This window comes from Photobacterium sp. S4TG1 (assembly GCF_036040035.1).
Lineage (GTDB): Bacteria > Pseudomonadota > Gammaproteobacteria > Enterobacterales > Vibrionaceae > Photobacterium.
In genome coordinates, this window is the sequence record NZ_JAYXUH010000011.1 from 15,681 (window position 1) to 36,750 (window position 21,070).

Below are 21,070 nucleotides of genomic sequence, written 5' to 3' on the forward strand. Positions count from 1 at the left end.
TTATTTCCAAGAGTAGTAAAAATAATTATCGCAATAGGCATAAGGATTATTTTCATTCTTTGCACATTGAGCCATAAAAGTACGCCCTAAACCTTTATTCTTGAATTTGTCACTATAATAAAAAACAAATCTTCGATCTTCATTACATTCTAAATTCAGTTTTTCACGTACCACGTTAAAGCTATTTTGGTAACTTTTACTCATTTCAGAGTTAATCATATTTTCATTAGAAAACAATTCGCAAATACCCGCTGACACTTGATTTAATTTGACTACATTGATGGAATGTTCAGAAATAATTGCCGTCCATAATAATATTAATGCTGCCGTAAATAAAATGGCACAAGCTATCATCCAATTACGCTCTTGTCTTTGATCTTTATCTATTACTACCAGATTCACATCTGGTTTATAATCATAATTTTTAGTTTTTATATTTTCATCCAACTGTTTTTCTTGATTAAAAAAAAGCGGATGTAATTTATTATCATCAATAATTTCAATACATATATCTTTATTTATTTCTAGTCGCCCACGCGCAATTGTAATAATTACATTTTCTATTTGATAATTACGAAATGATTTTCTTAACAAACTTAAATATTGATTAAGATTTCCATTTGATGATGTTAACCCATTATCATCCCATACTCTTTTCATTATTTCATCACGAGTAATGATACCATCATGCTGTAATAAAAAATATAACAATGCATTAGCAGTAATTGAAAGATGAGTGTCAGAAATACCATCATCATGAAGACTCAACGTTGCATCAACAGCATCATAATAGAGGAAATTATTTATTATATATTTCATCAACGTCTAACTATCTCAATTAGGTATTAATACTTATAATAATACCTAACTAGGAGTAAAATAGTGATGCAGATCAATTCATATTAGTCTATATTTTATCATTATGTAAGGTAACTCACATTTATAATTAATAAATCAACATTATTACCACGATTTAACAATAGCTGTTAAATAATATTCTATATTTCAACATCTTGAAGTATACAAATATGAAATAGCCAAATAAAACTGAGCACATAATAAACTGTATATATCACTATTAATGTTTTAAATTAGTATTACTAACTATTAAACTAACTTTGTAACCCACTGTATCTAAAAAGCATACATTATAAAGGCTGGCTTCCTACTCCGTTTTAAAAACTAGACATTTATATTCTATGGGCGATTTTATATTATAAAAACGTTTTATCTTTTTTTCCTATAGCATTACACCCTTATTAATTCTTCTCATGGCGTAAAATTTCATTTAACCGCTACCACTCAGAAACCAATAAGCGACTTTTCACGCCTTTAACTTGTAAACCCATTGCCTCAAATACGGCTTCAAAGTCACCACTGTACAGATAAGTTTGGTAAAGAAAGCGAGGCTTCGGTCAAGAAACGTTGCTGATTAGCGCCCCAAGCTAACTGCCACCAATCAATAATTCGTCGTTTCGAATCATATAACCGTCCAGCCGTTGGTAATTTATCGCTTTTAAAAAGTTTTTCTTTGGCTGTCGTCGGCAATAAGTTCCATTTATCATTATTAGGCCAATAAGAAAATGGTAAACAATGATCAACATGATATTGATGCTTTAATGTGTAACCACGCCAAAGTTAGAAAGTAGCTCACGCTACTTTCTAACTATATATTTAATTTGTTCTTTGCACTATTTTAGCTTGAATCCAATCTGTTATTTCACTCTCAACCCAAGCTACGGCTCTGCCACCTAACTACTCTCATAAATCCAAATCAAAGAAATTTAAAACATATATCATTTGTGTGTAGAAGTTTATTAAACTAATAAATAGAATACAGAAATTTTTCTCCTACAAATATTAAATCCATCTTTCATTAACTTACTAAATTAAATTTAGTTCTCTACACAATATTCGAATACAAAAAATAATTAATGAAAAAACGTTACCAATGACACAACTCTAATAACTAGCATTATATTGCAACCACTCATGTGACATAAAATACCGCATCGTTGACTACATCACAAAAAGAAAACTTACCTAAAACATATTTTCATTAAGGAATAAATAATGAAAGTTTCAACCATTGCTCTTGGTATATCATCAATACTATTATTATCTGCATGCGGCGGACGGCTCTGATTCAGATAACACGAGCTCAACTCGTAGTATTCAAGGCAAAGCCATTGATGGCTATAAAAGGTGCAACTGTAGGTTTGGATTTAAACTTTAACGGCAAGTTAGATGTAGGAGAACCAACAACAATCACTGGCAACAATGGTGCATATATCTTAGATATTAAATCAAGATACATCTTACGCTGACTACATGCCAACAATTGTTGATATGCCTAGTGAAGTGCTATCGATGAAGACCTTGGTATTGTTGAAACAGCTTACCCTATAATACTAGCTCCAGCTATATTCATACTTAGAGACAAAGATATCCATGATATTACGCCACTAATAACAGTACGTTGGGGAACATTCAACAAGACCTCGAAAGTGATAATTTAGGGATGCTTAGTTGCTCGACTATTCAACATCAATCTGAAACACACGATCGTATTGGTGGGATACTGAAAGAACAAGAGTTCCATTTACAGCATCGCTTTAATGTACCTGTAGAAGATCTATATAGCGATTTCATTGCTTCTAGTAATACAAAGCTAGCAGCAAGCGCAGCTAACGTTATAAAAGACATGCAACTGTCTTATGAAGAGACTCATATATTCTACAAAAAAAAGAATGTTAACTACGCAGAAGTTGAGTCAGCAGGGACTAAAAATACACGTCCATTAACGTTTGATAAAAACCACATTTAATATTACAAATCAACAACTTAACTATAATTTATCGTCCATTAAAATCCACTGAATAATACCCCAAGCCAACACTTTTAGTACCCCATGATGTACCCCATAAATCGAAACTAATATATAATGGCAAAGTCTAGTTTTGAGGTGATGAATATGGCTCGTCAAGTGACACGTCTTACCGATAGAAAAGTGAAAACTATAGCACCAACAGGCAAGGAATTTACCCTATCAGATGGTAATGGATTACAGCTTCGTGTACGCCCTGCTGGCACTAAATCATGGCAATTTAAATATAGTGACCCTGTAACAAATAAAACACAGAAACTCACGCTAGGTACTTACCCGGATCTATCACTCGCCAATGCTCGCACAAAAGCGGTTGAGTATCGTGAACTATTAGCACAACACATAAACCCAAAGTCATTTGAGCAAACCAAAAAGTTAGAAGCTCGCAAACAACAGGCAGACACCTTTCTAACCATTGCTGAATTATGGTTTGAGCGCAAAAAGGACAACATCACGCCCGAACACGCTTATCGTGAATGGCGAACATTAGATAAATATATCTTCCCTCATCTTGGCAAAATGCCAATCACTGCAATTAATGCTGTTGGTACTATTGCAGTATTACGGCCATTAGAAAAAGACGGTAAATATTCAACCGTTAAAAGAATATGCCAGAGTGTTAATCAGATAATGGATTTTGCGGTTAACCACGGTTTAATTCATGCCAACCCACTTGCCAAGATAATTAAAGTATTTCGCAAAAATACCGTATTACACATGCCAACAATACGGCCAGAGCAACTGCCTGACTTTTTAGAGCGCTTAAAGGCCTGCGCAAGAGTGCAAACGAAAACCAAATTACTCATTCTGTGGCAATTGCACACAATGACGCGACCTAAAGAAGCAGCTACAACACATTGGGCTGATATTGATTTAGAAAATCGAGTATGGACGATTCCAGCAGAAAATATGAAGCGTCGAAAAGCACACCGTATACCATTAACGCCACAGGCTATCGAGATACTAGATCAGATACGTCCGCTGAGTGAGCTGTACGATTATGTCTTCCCTGGTGAGCGTGATACAGCAAGCCATGTAAGCCTGTTTACTGCGAATGCCGCTATTAAACGTAGTCTGGGGTTAAAGGATGAATTAGTCGCTCACGGGCTGCGCTCAGTCGCCTCTACCGCTCTTCATGAACAAGGTTTTGATAGTTTACTCATTGAAGCGTGCTTATCACACGCAGATCAAAATGAAGTCAGGGCAAGTTACAACCGCTCTGATTATTTAGAACAGCGTAAAGAGATTATGGGCTGGTGGAGTGCATATATAGAAGAAGCTGCACAAGGCAGCTTCTAAAATGATGTATTAATAAATGCATCATTCTCAAAATGATACTATTTGAGTTATTCAATCATTTTGATCTTAATTGTATCTTTTAAATAATTCACCCTAATGACATAAGGGCCTATATACAAAATGTCATTCTTATTTAATCTTACAGTAATATCAAAGCCAATCGCAAATAATGAATCATTAATATAAATCTGATCAGAAAAATCTGTGATATAAAACATATCATTTTCGAATGATATATAGCAGTGAATATCTTTTAATTTCCAACGATTGTCATTTAGGCACCAATCACAATATACATTTGCTCCAATTGTTCCACCTTCAATAGAAAATTCATTTTTCAATGGATATGATAAATCAAAATATTGGTCATTAACAATCATCAATTCAACTTTCATTATTAAGATCACTTTATATTAATACTTTCATTAAGATATCAAGACACATATAAAATTGTGATTGACTTCAAATATATTTGCATATTAAACACATCAATAAACCTGACCATTTCATACATCAATATTACCAAGGAATTAAAGATACCACTAAAGGATAAAATACAACTATAACTATCTTTTTTAAAGAAAAACAAATAGTCAAGATAGATAGTAAAAATATCACTATTTACATAGATTTTTTAGAACAAGGTTAAATAATCACTTTAATATTTATTTTTTTAGTAGCAAATAACACCAACATCATTAATATTTATTATGCGTTCAATAAGAAAATATTAACATAAAGACAAAGGAATGTTTTATGATAAAATTAATCTTGATAAGCTTATTATTTTTCACAAAGTTATCTTATGGAGACACATTAATATTTACAGGAAAAATAATCACTCCGTCATGTGATATTAAACTAACATATTTACAAAATACATCTATAGTTAAAAACTCAAATTGTAATCAAATAATAAGAACAACAGTTCAGCATATTGACAAGAATACCCCACCAACCTCTAATAAAAAAATAATAACCGTTCAATATATTTAAAGCATATTCAATAAGGATTCTTTAACTATAGTATCCTTATTAATTTACCTATTCGTTTCTAATAATAACTTAATGTTACATTAATACCACTTCGAAAACGTCCTTTTTCTATTGTATTAGAAGAAAATCCAACAATAGGTAATACTCTAGCATTCATACTTCCATCAAATATATTACTACTATTAGTATTAGGAATATTTTTTTTAGCTCCAGCAGATAAATCAACAGAATGATTACTATTTTTCCATTGAAGATATATTGATATACCATCTAAACTTGTTTTAATAACACCATTTCGAAAGCTACCAACTGCTCCATAATTACCTAATGTAGATAACTCTAATGATATACCATTCAACCCAGTTGATTTTGAACAATCTATAATTAATGGAACATTAATTTTTTTTGTTTTTTCCAAAATCACATCAGATGTTGTATAACTACCTAAATCGATAGTCTGACTTAATCCTGTCGCCATATCAATATTGCCATTAATTAAACACGTAGGTATAGATATCATGCCATTGACTACAACGGTTGAAGTTGCTTCTTTAGCTGAAGAAAAGAATGATATAAAAACAATAATTGGTAATAATTTATAAATGTACATATAATTTTCCTATTACGAATAGGTAAGAGTAAATCGTAATGGCACATTTAATTTACCCCCTTGAGCATTTTTCCTTGCATCTATTTCAATAAAAATCTCACCTAAATCATCAACAGATGAATAATCTTTATTACTTTCTAAAGTATCATTTTTGTTATTCTTAACCTTAATAAAGACATTTTTCAAATTGGTATTATCGGTACCATTATAATTAATATTTGTATACTTCCAAGACGCTCCATTAATTGAGTTATTACAATCTAAATTTAAATCTATTTTTTTTGTAGCTTTATTTCCAGGAAAAATTTTCCCAATATCTATTACCTTATTCATCATTGTACAAGTAGTATTTCTTACTGTTACAAAAATATCTAAGGATCTTTTTGTCTTCCAATAAGCCCCATCAATATTAGATATAGAAACAGGAATTATATAGGTACCAGGCTTTGCCTTATTAGATGCTGTTATTTTAATCGTTTTTAAATTAGCTCTGGAATAATAATCATCCTCATCCCTTATTGATGTTCCTGTTAAATATTTTTTAAATAACGCTATCTTATTTGAATCACTACAGCTTCCTGATGTACAAGTAATAATTCCATTTGTTATTTCCATTTTCGGTAAAATATCTTCATATTTTATTTCAGCAGAAGCGGAATACACAGATGCTTTAATTCCACTTTTTGAATAACTCATTGGAAGCTGACAAAAATAATCTGGTGCCTGTGATTTAGCAAAACCAAAACATACACCACCATTAGGCGATGATGTTGATTCACTTGATAATGATAAGGGAGCATGTGCAATATAAGTATCTCCAGGTGATAATGTTACATTCACTGCAAATACTATTTTTGAAATACTTAAACTAATAAAAACAGATATAAATAAAAAAATACTCCTTACTTTCATATTATTTAACCTCATACTCATTAACAGCACCATAATCGTCAATAGCTTTTATAACTACTATTGATGTAGGTAATAATTTAATATCACTCAATAATATTGAGCTTTTAGGTGATACCATTCCAAGTTTATGGCTTAATTCCTTTTCTAATTTTATAGTTTTACCATCTACTTTTAGCTCTGTTATTGCAAAATAATATGGGGTTGGATTGTTTAATCTATAATATTTACCTTCTTTTACCAATTTCATTTTAGCTTCAGCATTTTCTCTTTTTTTTGTTATTGATATTGGCCGATAAATTAATTTAACTTGCGTATTAACAGCAACAACCATTACGTTATTTTTATCTTTATTTACGGGTGGAATTTCCTGAACGTTCAACCAAAAAATAGATTCTTTATCTTTAGGTAACTTGTCAGAAACTTTTATTATACGAACAACTTGTTTTTTTCCACCATCCACTTTAAAAAAAGATGGCATTGGCACAAATGCGACATCATCTTTAGGAAGAAGTACATTTTCTACCCATACTTGACCTCCGTATGCTTCTTTTGATTCGTTAGAAATTTCAATAGAAATATTTTTACGTCCCTCATCATAAATAAATCGTGTTCCATTTAAAATAAAAGCAGCGAATGCTGAGTGTGAAAGAGTACAAAGCATTAATAATATTAATATTTTTATTTTCATAATTTTCTCTTATTTATTGACAACGGACATCTGTCACATAATTACTGCCAGGCTTTATTCCCGTAATATTTAATCGACAAACTAAATTATTTTCTTTAATTTCTAAGAATTTTGGTGTTGACAACAACGTTGCAACTAAAATACCACCACTTGCCACAAACCCTACATCAGTTCCCTCATCTGTTTTAACCTGCGTCCCCATATTAAAAGGTTTATCTTGTTTGTTTAACACTCTAAGTAAATAACGACTAACATTAATATATTTATAGTCTCTAACAATAATTGCTTTATTAGTGGGAACTACCTGATATGTACTATTTAATAATTCAACGTTTTCTGGAATATTATTAGTATCAATTGTAATATCATTACGCTGATAACTACTCAATGGTACAATAGTATTTCCCCATATGTTTGTTGGAGATGAACCATTAAAATTGATATCATCTAGTTCATTAATATGGGCAATCGCAATTGTGTCATTTTGTTGTCTAGAATAAGCAAATCCTACGCCTTTTGCACCTGCAACTGAACCAGAAATACTAGCAGATAGTGCTGTCGACTGTTCACTTTGAGAAATAGATAATCCTGTTTGTACCGCATCAAAACGAACACCAGTATATAACGATGCTGTTCGTTCATTTTTACCCACATTCACATTTAAATTATGATTAATATCATCATTTACTGAGAACGATATTCCACTATTAAATGATGTACCGTATAACGAATCATAACTCACACTACTATTTGAAAACTGATTTCTTCCCCATAAGTCAAATGGAATACTAACACTTAAAGAAGTGTTATATTGTGATCCAGTTGAGCCTGATTTTGTATAAGAACCACCTAATCCAAGAGATATATTTCCAACCGTTGTCGATAACGACAAACTTGCTCCTATATCGCGATTTTTTCCATTACGGTAATTTTGCGCCCAACCTGATATATTTAAATATGCAGATTCAAGACGCTGAGTAACAATAGCTTCGTAACGACTATGTTTATCACCATCACTATGAATATTTTGAGGATTAAAGCTACTAAAATCGTTATATCCTTTACCTGTATAGCGATATGTTAATAATTGAAGATTCGTATCTTGGCCAAAATCTTTTGCATATTGGAATATTGCACTTATGCCTTTTTGATTTTTTTTCAAAAATGATTGTTGCACAGTGTCTTCGTAATGACTCCAAGCCATATTTAAGCTAGTTGAAATAGCACCAAAGTCACTAATTGGTAATGTAATACCAGAACCAATACTTTGATACTGACGATGTATTATTGAAGCAACATTAACTGTACCAAAATCTAAACCATAATCTAACGAAGCTAACCCAAAGATACCTTCTATTTTACTTGAATTTTCTCGAATACCTGTTGCAAAGTTATAATTAAAATCACCATCGCGTAGTAATGTAGGCATTGCTGTGACTGGATAAGTTCTTGTAGAAATCGTGCCATTATCATTTTCAACAGTTACTATAATATCACCATTAGACACAGGTGATATATCTGTTAGTGAATATGGTCCTGCTGGCAGAGTCTTTGAATATAAAACATAGCTACCTTGCTTCACCGTTATACGCGAATTTCCATTTAATACCCCATCAATAATTGGAGCATAACCGCGAGCACTCCACGGCACCATCGCTGAATTAGACCGTAAAGATGCACCATAAAAAGAAAAATCAGGTAAGATAGTAGAATGAGAAAAGCTCTTACCAATAATTAAATCACCTCGTACTGACTGTATTGCGGTTGATAATGTTAAATCTGGGGATGTAAAACCATCATTATCTGTACCACTGGTTTTTGCTGATAAAACCCATAAGCCATAATTAGCATTAAAATCAATATTTCCATAGATATTTTCAGTATCAGGTATTGAGCCATAACCAAAACTTTTATTACCATTAATTGCATAATTTAAGCGAAAACCAGGTGTACCATAATCCCAATCTTTTTGTTGTGTATCATTTAACAATACAATTTGTGGTAAATTTAACTTTAAAGATTGTTGACCATAATCAAAGGTTATTTTTCCACCTTTAATACGACTGAAGTCATAACATTGACGTGTAATATTAAATGTCGCATTCATCTTTTCAAAATTAATAGGCAAATTTAGTTGTGTCAACCAGCTTGATGATAAACATAACGTTTCTTTATCATCTGTTGTTATTGTTAATGCTTGCCGTCCAGTTTTTTGACCATTGAAAAATACATCAATAAGATATTGTCCAGGAACATTCCCTGATGACTGCTTAAGAACATCAGGAATTTGAGTACCCTGTCCTTGAACAAATGAGAAATCTAACTCAGATTGAGCATAGAGAGGTTTTAAAAAAACAAGATTAATAATGGCAAAAAATATGATCTTTTTTATTTTTCTATTCTTAAGCGAGTATTTCATAAAACCCCATAACTAAAGGGCCTTATTATTAATAAGGCCTTTATTACTGATTACAAATAGTGCTTATTTATAAGCAACAGCAAATTTAGCAGCAGAAATCACAGTACCAGCAGTTGCATCAGCACCTGTTTTTACTAATTGAGCTTTAAATGGTATTTTACCGCCAGCAGCATCTGCTGCTGTATATTGCACTGTTTCATAAAAAGCACTAAATGCTTTACTATTTTTATCCATTAATTTAACTGCAGTATTTGCTGCAGTACCTGTATTTTGTAAGCCCATTGCATCCCATGAGCCAGTTGCAGGAATCCAAGAAACATCAACAGATTTTCCCGCTTCAACCTCGCATGCTTCGCCAGTTTCTGTCTTTCCTACTAAGAAGAAATCAACAATTGGCGTTGTACCAGCATTCACAACATCGATGGCACTTGTACCAAGATCAATCGTATTATTTTGAGCACCATTTTGCTCACCAATAAAATCACAAGTAGTATCAAATACCGACCCTACAAAATTAATCGTTCCAGTATTCGCAAATGCAGAACTTGAAACAAGGGTACTCAAAAGAACAGCTGCAAAAGTGATTTTCGTTTTCATGTTTAATTCCATTTTAAATATATTATTAATACAAATCTTCCTGACTACTATCATCATCCTGATTCCTTTTTTGTTTTAATTAACACAAAAAAGGAATCAGGATAAAAACCAACTATTTTTATATTCATTACTCTCATTATATTTATATTACAAACAACTATTAGTAATATGTTTTTCATCTATGGTTATTATTTAAATCATCATATATACATTCGAAATCAATAAGTAATGATTCATAAATAAATAACAACTCATCCCGAAGATACTTATCATCATCACAAACAGCTTGAATCAACTGGTATCGAATTTTCTCCATTTTTGTTTTAATAATAGCTGCACGTTTCTTCTTTTTATAAATAGGAAATAATTTATTTATTATCACATCAACTACTAACATTAGAGGATTATTTATTATAATAAATCTAACTTGTTATTTTCTTTATCCTCTGTACTCTCCGGTATTCAGATAAAGACATATGGTATATTTTTTTAAATTGAATATTTGCATTTGCTACAGTTTTAAACCCACAATCAAAACATATCTTATTTATTGTTTTATTTCCCTCACTCAACAATTTAATAGCAAGAGCATCTACTCTAGATTGTTTTAAAACAACTCTGAATGAAGTTCCATTTTTATAAAAAACTTTTTGTGCTTTGCTTTTTGACATATGAAGTTCGGATGCAATAAAGTTTAAACATAATTCTGAATTCCCAATATTTATCCTAATTAAATTTGTCATTTTTTTAAATTCATATTCGCTCTTTGTTACTAGATTAACAACATCATTTTCATATAATGCGATTGCTAACAAACTAGTAATAGCAGATAATTTTACTTTCACTTGATTGTCATAATTAAACAATCCAAGAATTAATTCTATAAGAACATCATCGTATCTAGTATTATTTATTGAGCCAATATTATTTACAAATACATTTTTACCAACACAAAGAAAAGATTTTGGTAATAAAAAGCACACAACATCAGTTTCAATATGAAACTCATATTTAAATGGTTTATTACAATCGAAGATTATAAATCCACCATTTTGTAGTACACCTCTACCATTATCATTACACCACGTAATTTTATTTCTTGAATAAACAAAATAAACAAAATCTTTTTTATTAGAGAAATCACACTGAATAATGTGAGGTGTCACTCTAGATGAAACAATATAACATCCATCTTCATATTCAATAATATGAGATAAAATATTAATCTCGCTATTTTTAGATGTACTTATAAAACAAGGGAAAAAAAATTTTTCCATAAAATCTGATAAATCTGTACAAGATAATATATTTAAACGTACAGATAAGTTTTCTTTATTCTGTATAGGCATAGATATAATTGGCATAATTCACTCCATCGAGAATAAAGCACACACAATATATTTATTATAACTAACACAATGAATATTTCGCTTAATAAAAGCCCCTTCTTTATCTGAAATATTTATTACTTAGCTATAATCAGCCAATTGCATTTAGTATGCTTTATTACAATATCTTCCTTAATTAATAACAAATAACCATACTTAAATTCGATGTAGCCATTAGACACTAAACAATGAACTTATATCAATACCTCTCCATGACATATGCGCATTAGGGCACTAAAGTGTGAGTATTATTATGCTTTTCGCCTTCTTTTTGTACTATTAAATATCCATTCACAACAACATCATAAGCATATAATTGCACATACATATCAATTGTAAGGATAATATCCTGCTTAAGAATTCAATCTAATTTAAGATAAATGGATGTTTGATGATGACTTTCTTTTGTAAGTAAATTTCAAATAATTATGTAACCTTTACAGCCCTTCATGAACAAGGTTTTGATAGTTTGCTTATTGAAGCGTGCTTATCACATACTGATCAAAATGAAGTAAGGGCAAGTTACGACCGCTCTGATTATTTAGAACAGCGTAAAGAGATCATGTGCTGGTGGAGTGCGTATATAGAAGAAACCGCACAAGACAGCTTCTTCATGAATAAAGAATAGTTTTTATATTTAGGTCGTGATTCGAACCAATATAATGGTGTCTTGACGCCTAATGAATCAGAACGCCGATTTAATAATGAATACAAATTAGTGACCAGTTTTACTTGACCACTTACATACAAAGAAAACATGACCAAGGATATGCTCACGATAAGAAAACCTGACGAACACATATATCTAATGAACAAGGTGATTTAAGATTCTATGATATTAATGAAGCCAACTATTAAGTGAATTCTTGATCCAGTTATCCTTCCTTACTTAAATATTAAAATAATTGGTCAACCAATTGTGCTGATCGCTTATACTAGCCCTTTCGAATGCAGCCACTGAGTGGCTATTGAGGTAATTAGTGTTTAAAGGCAACTTATCTAACTTGGAAGCTTATCAGAGCCTTCCAATTAAAATGTTTGAGGTTATCGAGCAGGTAAAGAAGCACTTAAGTGCTTCAGTGGAAAATGGTCGCTACCAATTAGAAGGTGATGATATTTTCTTCTTCGTTGTTGATGAAAACACCAAATTGGTGACGGAGTGTAAATCTGAAATCCATCGCAAATATATCGATATTCAAATTGTACTTGCAGGCGAAGAACGTTTTGGTTACAGCTTACACCCCTTCAAAAGCATTACCGAAGATCTGCTTGCAGTGCGTGATGTTGCGTTCAGTGAAGATGTAGTGACCGAGCAATTTGCCGATCTTCAGGTCAACGATTTCATCATATTCAATGCAGAGCAGCCACACCGTCCACAGATTGCGGTTAATGAACCGATGGCGATCCGTAAAGCGATCATTAAAATCTCTCACCAATGGTTAGCAGAACAATCAATGCATACAACACTGACTTGGAATGACAACAATATTCCACACCAAATATCACTAAAACAAGCAGGTCTGCGTACTAATATTGAAATGCGTATTGTCAAAGATTTTGAGCCTGAATTGATTACGCTAACAGTTGAACACAAAGTCGAAACCTTAATCGCAGCATGGCAAGGCGCTGCGCTACCAATATCTGAAGCGTTTGATGACGGTAACTTCTTCTCGCAAGCGCGTGTGCTGTTCAACCTTGAGCAAGGTTGTGTTGTGTGGCTAGTAAATCACATTCAGCTACCTTGCGGTAATAAAATGTCAGCAGACAAATTGGCATGGGTTCCCGCTATGCATGCCATCAATGGTCAATTGGCCGCGATATAAAAGCGTTCCAACTTAAGCTTTTGTATTTGAGCAGCTAAAGTAATCATCACCAAAATGCAAAAACACCGAGCTCTTTATCGAAAGATCGGTGTTTTTATTTACGTGGCAACATCTATCCTCTACCAATGTTCTTTAAATCCTAAACCTTACCCAAAAGGCGTGAGCTGAACATGCGTAAAATGGTGACGCTATTGAGAATGATGAAGGTCAACTCCATCAAGGCACCACCAACCGATCCCAACAAGAAATTATTAATGAACCAACAAAATGAATTGAACATGACCAACAGACGCATGTTAATTCCTTGTATTTTAAACAAGGCATAAGTGGCTACCGATGACCCCAAAAGAGTAAGTAGTTCATAATGATTTTCAAGCTGAGGTAATCCCATCACCCACAACATAATGATGAAGAACAACATCACAGATGTTGATTGTGTTTTAGTCGACGCGTAACTACGTATAGCGCTAATACCGCATCCAAACGCTGCCACCAGCGCCCCCATCATCACAAAGTGACTACACAGCACCATTTGGAACAACATCAAATGAAGACGAAAGCGTCGCCCATCGCTGTGTAAGAAAGCGGTCGCTCCAATAAAAAAAGCCACCATGCCGATGGTTTGGGCAAAATTCCATTCCGGTATTGTCCACTGCGTTAACGATGTCATCATTGTGAATCACCATTATCGTTATTTTCCAGCTCAGCCAGTAAATAGTCCAAGCACAAACTTGGGCTGGTTAAGGTGCGTTGACGTGTCGCTTGATCGAGTTGCAAAATCGCCGGTGCCATTGAAGCTTGTGCCAACACAATACGACTATCGTTTTCACAATGATCGTAAGTATATTGCGCGATGATCGCTAGGTAAGTGTCATTGTCTCCAGCCAGATAATGTGCCCACGCCTCGGGAATGACTTCCACTGTGGCTCGCTGTGCAATATCAGCATCGTATTCTGCCAATAAGATCATCGTAGGATTGATGGTGGTTTCAAGCGCTGCTAACACTTTAATATGACCACATTGGCTCGCCTCGCTTGCCATCGGCCTATCGACTCGCATAACTTGAGCAAAGCGTGTTTTTGCCTGTTCAGCTAACGCACCAATGCTGGAGCAAGTGCAGATAATCCAATCTGCGCCCAGCTCTTCCAGCAGTACTATTTGCTGTTCAACCATCGCTGCTAATTCATCGTCGATTCCCACTTCACTGGCATGTTGCAAAAGTTTCGGTGCGCAATAATGACGGATACTCACCCGTTTTTCTAATCCACTTGAAGCAATAAATAAGTCAAATAAAGTCTGATTCGCCGATAATGTATGTAAAAAAGCAATCTGCATTGTGCCTCACTCAAAAATGAATATCGTGCTAAAACTGCTTATCGAAAAAAGGCTTCTCGAAGGAAGCCTTAATGATAGGATTTTACTATTACTGCACGAGCTTATTTAACTAAATCTGCAGCTTCGCGTGCAAGACGACCAATCTCGTCCCAACGACCTTCATTGATCAGCGCTTTATCAACCATCCAGGTACCGCCACAGGCAATAACACGATCAATGGCAAGATAGTCATTTACGTTCTTAGTGCTGATACCACCCGTAGGCATGAATTGGACGTGCGTATAAGGACCTAGTAATGACTTCAGCATGTTAATGCCGCCAGATGCTTCTGCCGGGAAAAATTTCAGCGTCGTTAGCCCCATTTCAATTGCCGCTTCCACCGCGCTTGGATTATTCACACCCGGTACGATATCGATACCAATTTCACGACACGCGTTAACAGTATTAGGATTAAAGCCCGGTGAAACAACAAATGTAGCGCCTGCTTGTTTCGCAGCAATAGCTTGCTCGCGGTTTAACACTGTACCTGCACCGATAAGCATCTCTGGCTGCGCTTCACGTAATAGACGAATAGCTTCTACTGCGGCATCTGAGCGAAAAGTGATCTCAGCAGCAGGCAAGCCGTTGTCTGCTAATGCTTTACCTAAAGGAATAATATCTTCTGCACGATCAATAGCAATCACAGGGATCACTTTAATTTCAGCGAGTTGTTGTGCAATCGTTGCCATTTTAAAGTCCTTATTTAAAATCAATCTTTATTAAACAAATCGAAACATGTCAGTCAGTTGTTTGGCGATAATCGCGCCCTTATGCTGGATCACAATCCCTGCTAATTGATGGCCTTGACGCGAGCATTGCTGTGCATCTTTCCCTTGCAGGTAGCCCGCCAAGAATCCAGCATTAAATGAATCACCAGCCGAAGTTGTATCGACAACTGTTTGAACTAGCGTGGTCGCGATATTTTCAGCCTCATCTGCGGTTGAATCTGCGGTAAACTCTTGATACAAGTTGCCCTTCGCCCCCATTTTCACTACCGCTTTCTTCACACCAGCGGCTTGTAGACGATTTAAGGTCGCTTGCTCATCGCTATCGCCCCACAGGTTGGCTTCATCATCATTGGTGACCAGTGCCAAATCGGTAATCTCAAACACTTGACGGTAGCAACGGCGTGCTTCATCAGCATCACGCCATAGCGCTGAGCGGTAGTTTGAATCAAACGCCACTTCCACACCTTGTTGTCGCAAGCTTGCAAGCAGCGCTACCAACTTAGTGCGATCTTCAGCCGGTAAAATCGCTAAGCTAATACCGCTTAAATAAACCATATCAACCTTGGTTAACGCTGCTTCGATTCGAACAAAATCTGCATGCTGTATCATGTAACGTGCCGCAGATTGGTTACGCCAATAAAGGAAGGTTCGCTCACCTTGTTCATCCAATTGGATCAGGTATAAACCCGGTTGACGTGTCTCGTCGCGCAACACCAAATCGGTGCTCACACCTTCTTGTTGCCAACGCACTAACATACCGTTACTGATGGCATCAGTGCCCAAAGCCGACACATAATCAATCGCCACTTTTTCACCTGCAACACGTGCAAGGTAAACTGCGGTATTAAGCGAGTCGCCACCAAACGCTTGAGTCATGGCACCAAATGGCGCGCCATTTAACTCAATCATGCATTCCCCGATTAAGGCAATACGCTTCATGCTTTATCTCCTGGTAAAACGAAGTAAGATTTAGCGTTTTGGTAACAGATGTCTTGGACCATTTTGCCCAGCATTGAGATGTCGTTTGGCACTTCACCATTTACTGCCCATTGGCCGATGATGTTACAAAGGATACGACGGAAGTATTCATGGCGCGTGTACGATAGGAAGCTACGAGAGTCCGTTAGCATACCAACAAACTGGCTTAATAAACCCAGTTGAGAAAGTTGCTGGATTTGACGCTCCATGCCATCTTTTTGATCGTTAAACCACCAGCCGGAGCCAAATTGGATCTTGCCTACAATGCCGCCACCTTGGAAGTTACCAATCATGGTTGCCATCATTTCGTTATCGCGAGGGTTTAGGCAGTAAAGAATAGTTTTTGGTAATTCATTGGTAATATCCATCGCGTTCATTAAGCAAGACAGTTGCAATGCGAACGGACGGTCGCCGATTGAGTCAAAACCCGCATCAGCGCCTAGTAGTTGGAACATACGCGTGCTGTTGTTACGCTGTGCACCGATGTGCAACTGCATTACCCAGCCCATTTTCGCATATTGCTTACCAAGCCATACTTGAACCGCCGTGCTGAACTGTTCAATTTCTAGCTCGCTCAGCGTTTCACCTTGCAGACGTCGCGTTAGCATCGCATCCAGTGTCGCTTCACTTGGTACTGCAGCGTAGCGAACCACTTCGATACCGTGGTCAGCGGCGCGACAGCCGTGTGCACTAAAGTGCTCTAGGCGACGCTCTAGCGCAGTCAGTAGATCTGTAAAGCGTGTAATCTCAACATCCGCTACTTCACCTAACAGAGTCATGTATTCGGCAAAGCCATCCAATTCAATCTTAAACGCACGGTCTGGACGCCAGCTAGGCGCAACTTCAACATCAAAACTGTCATCTTCGGCGATGGTTTTATGGTATTCCAGTGAATGAATTGGGTCATCCGTGGTGCCGGCCATCACAACATTCATCTGTTTCATAATGCCGCAAGCTGAGAATTCAGGTGTTGCCAGTAGCTCGTTACACTCATGCCAAATTTGATCCGCAGTTTCAGGGCCAAACAGTTTACCGGTAATGCCAAATGGACGACGCAATTCAAGGTGTGACCAATGGTACAGTGGGTTACCCAATGTTTGTGGAACGGTTCTTGCCCACGCTTGGAACTTTTCGTAGTCTGACGCTTCAGTACCTGTGATCAACGCTTCAGGTACACCTGCAGAGCGCATGCCACGCCACTTATAGTGGTCGCCTTCTAACCAGATCTTAGTCAGGTTTTCAAACTGGCGGTTCTCAGCCACTTCTTTTGGGTTTAGGTGGCAATGGTAATCATAGATCGGCATCGCTTTGGCGTAATCATGATATAGTTCACAAGCGATATCATTAGATAATAAGAAGTCTTCACACAAAAAGTTTTTCATTTTTTACTCCGTAGGTGCCAGCTTGGCCCACACCAAAGAACTTTAAAATCACTATGTAGAACAATATGTAAAAAGATGCCTTTATATAAAGAAGGCATCATTTCATAGATTAAAGAGAAGCTACGGCTTCACGCGCACCTTTATCTAGGATCAATTGGTAAGCGTCAGTCACTGTGCTCACGAAGGTTTCATTTTCGATAAGGTCTGTGCCAAAAATTGCTTCGATTGAAAGTAACGCTTTAACCGCAGAAGCATTCAAACCATGTTCTGCATAAATTACTTGGAATTGCTCAACCATTGGGTCACGTACGTCAATTGCTTCACCGTGTTCATTCACGGCACCTACGTAACGCATCCAACCAGCAATGCCCATCGCCAACCATTTGAAATCCGTACCTTGCGCTAGATGATGACGTAGAGAACCGCCCATACGTTGTGGGATCTTCTGGCTGCCATCCATCGCGATTTGCCACGTTTGGTGTTTTAAACTTGGGTTGGTAAAACGCTCAATCAGCAGCGTAGCGTATGCCTTTAAATCAGCTCCTTCTGGCATATTCAGTGTTGGCGCTTGCGCTTTCATCATCATGTCGAACGCAGCTTTGCGGTAATCATCGTTGGTCATGGTGTCAGATATGTGCGCGTAACCACCTAAATAACCGAGGTAAGCTAAGAATGAGTGACTGCCATTTAGCATGCGCAGTTTCATTTCTTCAAACGGTACTACGTCGCTTACAAATTCTGCGCCTGCTACGTTCCAATCTGGACGACCAGCAACGAAATTATCCTCGATAACCCATTGGCGGAATGGTTCACATGCGATACCACATAGGTCTTGAACGCCCACTAATTCACCAATTTCAGTCAAGGTCTCTTCTGTTGCAGCAGGTACAATACGGTCAACCATGGTGCATGGGAACGTTACATTCGCTTCAATCCATGATGCTAATTCAATATCAACCAAGTTAGCGAAATCTAGAACTGCCGCGCGTGCTACGTGGCCATTCTCTTGTACGTTATCGCAAGACATCACAGTAAATGGTTGGATGCCTTTTTCACGCCGCTGACGCAATGCTTCAACGATGTAACCGATCGCTGAACTTGGGTCTTGTGGATTAGTCAAATCAGCAATGATTAGACCGTTGTTCTTATCGAGGCGACCTGTAGCTGGATCTGCGCAGTAACCTTTTTCGGTAATAGTCATCGATACGATAGCCACTTGCTCTTCTATCATTTTCGCCAGAACAGCCTCTTTGCCATCTAATGTTGGGTGTAGTGATTCGGTTACTGATGCAATCAGTTTTACGTCGGTCGCTTCAGCGCCCTTCTCTGCTACTGTGTACAGGTGGTCTTGCGCGCGCAGCTGCTCAATTAGATCTTCGCCACCAAATAAGTTCACTTCACAAATGCCCCAATCACTGTTGGTCTTCTCTAGCATTTCATTAGTAAATAGCGCTTGGTGTGCGCGGTGGAAAGCACCAAAACCTAAGTGAACGATACGAGTCTTAAGGTTTGAGCGAGCAAAAGTTGGACGAATTACTTGTTCATTCAAGTTGGTATTTGCGATTGTTTTCATTGTTTTTTTCCTTGACCTCGCAGCAAATAGAGCACTGCGAGGTGAATAGATGGAGGCAAATCTGATAATCAAATCGTATTTAAAATCGAAATGTGTAGCGCTAAATTAGTAACCTAAAATTAACTGTGGAAGTAATAGACTGATTTGTGGGATAAACGTAATTGCCAATAGTGCTAGGAATAGCGCCGCGTAAAACGGTAGTAGTGGCTTGATTACTTTATCGATAGATATGTTTGCAACCGAACAACCGACAAACAGTGCACTACCTACTGGTGGTGTACATAGGCCAATAGCAAGGTTGAATGTCATCATGATACCGAAGTGCACAGGATCTACTCCCATATCCAACACGATTGGTAGGAATATTGGCGTAAAGATTAAAACTGCAGGTGTCATGTCCATAAATATACCAACAATCAATAATATTATGTTGATAATCAATAGGATGACTAGTGGGTTATCAGAAACAGCTAATAAAGCATCGGCAATCATGTAAGGGATATCTGCATTTGCCATTGCCCAAGACATACCCATTGAAGCGCCAACTAAGAGTAAAACAATTGAAGTAGTTACCGCAGATTCAAGCACGATTTTTGGTAAATCACGGACAGTTACTTCACGGTAAACACCCACCGCAAGAATAAGCGTGTAAACTACGGCAATTGCCGACGCTTCTGTTGCAGTAAAGATACCCCCGATGATACCGCCCATAATCACAACAATAAGAAGAAGTGACGGTGCTGCTTTAATAAAAGTATCCCAAACCGCGGCTAGTGTTGGACGCGCAGCCACTGGGTAGCCACGGCGTTTCGCGATAATACCTGCAACAATCATCAAGCTTAGACCCATCAAGATACCAGGTAGGTAACCTGCAAGGAAAAGTGCCGCAATCGATGTACCACCAGAAACCAGTGAGAATACGATTAGCGTATTACTTGGCGGGATCAACAGACCGGTAGGACAAGAAGTAATGTTTACTGCTGCACTGAATGCTTCATCGTAACCATCTTTCTTCTGTAGTGGTGCCATAGTGCCACCCACTGCTGCTGCAGATGCAACCGCAGAACCAGAGATTGAACCAAACATCATATTAGCAAGAACGTTAACGTGTGCTAGTGAACCTGGTAGCTGCCCACCCAATACTTTTGCGAAGTTAATAAGACGGATTGCAATACCACCTTGGTTCATGATATTGCCAGCAAGGATAAAGAAAGGGATTGCCAATAATGCAAAGTTATCCAAACCAGCTGCCATACGCTGCGCCACTACTGCAATAGCAGGTTCAAGTGGCAAACTCATCATAATAGTTGCTAGTGAAGAAAGACCAATCGAAAAAGATACTGGTATGCCAAGAGCAAGCAGAATACCAAAAGAGCCAAATAGCGTAAGAATTAGTTGCCATTCCATTGTCGAATT

At 36.5% G+C, this 21,070-nt stretch carries 19 protein-coding genes and 2 pseudogenes; 4 read left to right on the forward strand and 17 right to left on the reverse strand.

Annotated features, from left to right (window positions below; all coding sequences use genetic code 11):
• From VXS03_RS13190 to VXS03_RS20305, 3 genes and pseudogenes are all read right to left on the reverse strand, one after another.
• Positions 1 to 819, reverse strand: coding sequence for a winged helix-turn-helix domain-containing protein (locus VXS03_RS13190; protein WP_327764230.1), 819 nt, complete (start codon positions 817 to 819; stop codon positions 1 to 3).
• Positions 820 to 1,295: 476 nt separating this feature from the next.
• Positions 1,296 to 1,638 (reverse strand): annotated as a pseudogene (locus VXS03_RS13195) (HNH endonuclease domain-containing protein); the annotation flags it as partial.
• A gap of 36 nt (positions 1,639 to 1,674) precedes the next feature.
• Positions 1,675 to 1,755 (reverse strand): annotated as a pseudogene (locus VXS03_RS20305) (AlpA family phage regulatory protein); the annotation flags it as partial.
• 766 nt (positions 1,756 to 2,521) lie between these two features.
• Here VXS03_RS20305 and VXS03_RS13200 point away from each other — a divergent pair.
• Both VXS03_RS13200 and VXS03_RS13205 read left to right on the forward strand, forming a co-directional pair.
• The gene (locus tag VXS03_RS13200; protein WP_327764231.1) at positions 2,522 to 2,827 is read left to right on the forward strand and encodes a hypothetical protein; all 306 of its coding nucleotides are present in this window, start codon (positions 2,522 to 2,524) and stop codon (positions 2,825 to 2,827) included.
• A 147-nt stretch (positions 2,828 to 2,974) separates the two neighbouring features.
• Complete coding sequence (locus tag VXS03_RS13205) at positions 2,975 to 4,186, forward strand: tyrosine-type recombinase/integrase (protein ID WP_327764232.1); 1,212 nt, start codon at positions 2,975 to 2,977, stop codon at positions 4,184 to 4,186.
• A 47-nt stretch (positions 4,187 to 4,233) separates the two neighbouring features.
• Here VXS03_RS13205 and VXS03_RS13210 read toward each other — a convergent pair whose 3' ends face one another.
• The 7 genes from VXS03_RS13210 to VXS03_RS13240 all read right to left on the reverse strand — a co-directional run bounded on the left by VXS03_RS13210 (position 4,234) and on the right by VXS03_RS13240 (position 11,772).
• Positions 4,234 to 4,581, reverse strand: coding sequence for an FHA domain-containing protein (locus VXS03_RS13210; RefSeq protein ID WP_087853307.1), 348 nt, complete (start codon positions 4,579 to 4,581; stop codon positions 4,234 to 4,236).
• 659 nt (positions 4,582 to 5,240) lie between these two features.
• A complete protein-coding gene (locus VXS03_RS13215) occupies positions 5,241 to 5,792 on the reverse strand; it encodes a hypothetical protein (RefSeq protein WP_327764233.1) in 552 nt (183 codons plus the stop codon).
• A 12-nt stretch (positions 5,793 to 5,804) separates the two neighbouring features.
• Positions 5,805 to 6,704 (reverse strand): hypothetical protein, encoded by a 900-nt coding sequence (locus tag VXS03_RS13220; RefSeq protein ID WP_327764234.1) that lies wholly within the window; start codon positions 6,702 to 6,704, stop codon positions 5,805 to 5,807.
• 1 nt (position 6,705) lies between these two features.
• Positions 6,706 to 7,392, reverse strand: a complete 687-nt coding sequence (locus tag VXS03_RS13225; protein ID WP_327764235.1) for a fimbrial chaperone — start codon at positions 7,390 to 7,392, stop codon at positions 6,706 to 6,708.
• Positions 7,393 to 7,405: 13 nt separating this feature from the next.
• Positions 7,406 to 9,811 (reverse strand): PefC/AfrB family outer membrane usher protein, encoded by a 2,406-nt coding sequence (pefC, locus tag VXS03_RS13230; protein ID WP_327764236.1) that lies wholly within the window; start codon positions 9,809 to 9,811, stop codon positions 7,406 to 7,408.
• Between the two features lie 63 nt (positions 9,812 to 9,874).
• A complete protein-coding gene (locus VXS03_RS13235; protein WP_065194124.1) occupies positions 9,875 to 10,408 on the reverse strand; it encodes a fimbrial protein in 534 nt (177 codons plus the stop codon).
• Between the two features lie 422 nt (positions 10,409 to 10,830).
• Positions 10,831 to 11,772, reverse strand: coding sequence for a helix-turn-helix domain-containing protein (locus VXS03_RS13240; protein WP_327764238.1), 942 nt, complete (start codon positions 11,770 to 11,772; stop codon positions 10,831 to 10,833).
• Between the two features lie 493 nt (positions 11,773 to 12,265).
• Here VXS03_RS13240 and VXS03_RS13245 point away from each other — a divergent pair, with 493 nt between their 5' ends.
• Positions 12,266 to 12,424, forward strand: coding sequence for a hypothetical protein (locus VXS03_RS13245; protein WP_235860465.1), 159 nt, complete (start codon positions 12,266 to 12,268; stop codon positions 12,422 to 12,424).
• A 352-nt stretch (positions 12,425 to 12,776) separates the two neighbouring features.
• On the forward strand, positions 12,777 to 13,619 hold the full coding sequence (locus tag VXS03_RS13250; RefSeq protein WP_327764239.1) for a YhcH/YjgK/YiaL family protein: 843 nt from the start codon (positions 12,777 to 12,779) through the stop codon (positions 13,617 to 13,619).
• Positions 13,620 to 13,758: 139 nt separating this feature from the next.
• Here the strand turns inward: VXS03_RS13250 and VXS03_RS13255 are convergent, their stop codons facing one another.
• From VXS03_RS13255 to VXS03_RS13285, 7 genes are all read right to left on the reverse strand, one after another.
• Positions 13,759 to 14,292 carry a YgjV family protein gene (locus tag VXS03_RS13255; RefSeq protein WP_327764240.1) on the reverse strand — a complete coding sequence of 178 codons (534 nt, stop codon included), beginning with the start codon at positions 14,290 to 14,292 and terminating at the stop codon, positions 13,759 to 13,761.
• Positions 14,289 to 14,954 carry a hypothetical protein gene (locus VXS03_RS13260; RefSeq protein ID WP_327764241.1) on the reverse strand — a complete coding sequence of 222 codons (666 nt, stop codon included), beginning with the start codon at positions 14,952 to 14,954 and terminating at the stop codon, positions 14,289 to 14,291. Before VXS03_RS13260 ends, VXS03_RS13255 begins: the two co-directional genes overlap by 4 nt.
• A 101-nt stretch (positions 14,955 to 15,055) precedes the next feature.
• Positions 15,056 to 15,682: a bifunctional 4-hydroxy-2-oxoglutarate aldolase/2-dehydro-3-deoxy-phosphogluconate aldolase gene (locus VXS03_RS13265; protein WP_065194130.1), complete on the reverse strand. Its 627-nt coding sequence runs from the start codon at positions 15,680 to 15,682 to the stop codon at positions 15,056 to 15,058.
• Positions 15,683 to 15,712: 30 nt separating this feature from the next.
• Entirely contained in the window at positions 15,713 to 16,660 is a 948-nt protein-coding gene (locus VXS03_RS13270) for a sugar kinase (protein WP_327764243.1), read from the reverse strand.
• Entirely contained in the window at positions 16,657 to 18,081 is a 1,425-nt protein-coding gene (gene uxaC, locus VXS03_RS13275; protein WP_327764244.1) for a glucuronate isomerase, read from the reverse strand. The genes VXS03_RS13270 and uxaC overlap by 4 nt, the downstream gene beginning before the upstream one ends.
• Positions 18,082 to 18,190: 109 nt before the next feature.
• Positions 18,191 to 19,654, reverse strand: a complete 1,464-nt coding sequence (locus tag VXS03_RS13280; protein ID WP_327764245.1) for a fructuronate reductase — start codon at positions 19,652 to 19,654, stop codon at positions 18,191 to 18,193.
• Positions 19,655 to 19,759: 105 nt separating this feature from the next.
• The gene (locus tag VXS03_RS13285) at positions 19,760 to 21,061 is read right to left on the reverse strand and encodes a TRAP transporter large permease (RefSeq protein WP_327764246.1); all 1,302 of its coding nucleotides are present in this window, start codon (positions 21,059 to 21,061) and stop codon (positions 19,760 to 19,762) included.
• Between the last annotated feature and the right edge of the window lie 9 nt (positions 21,062 to 21,070).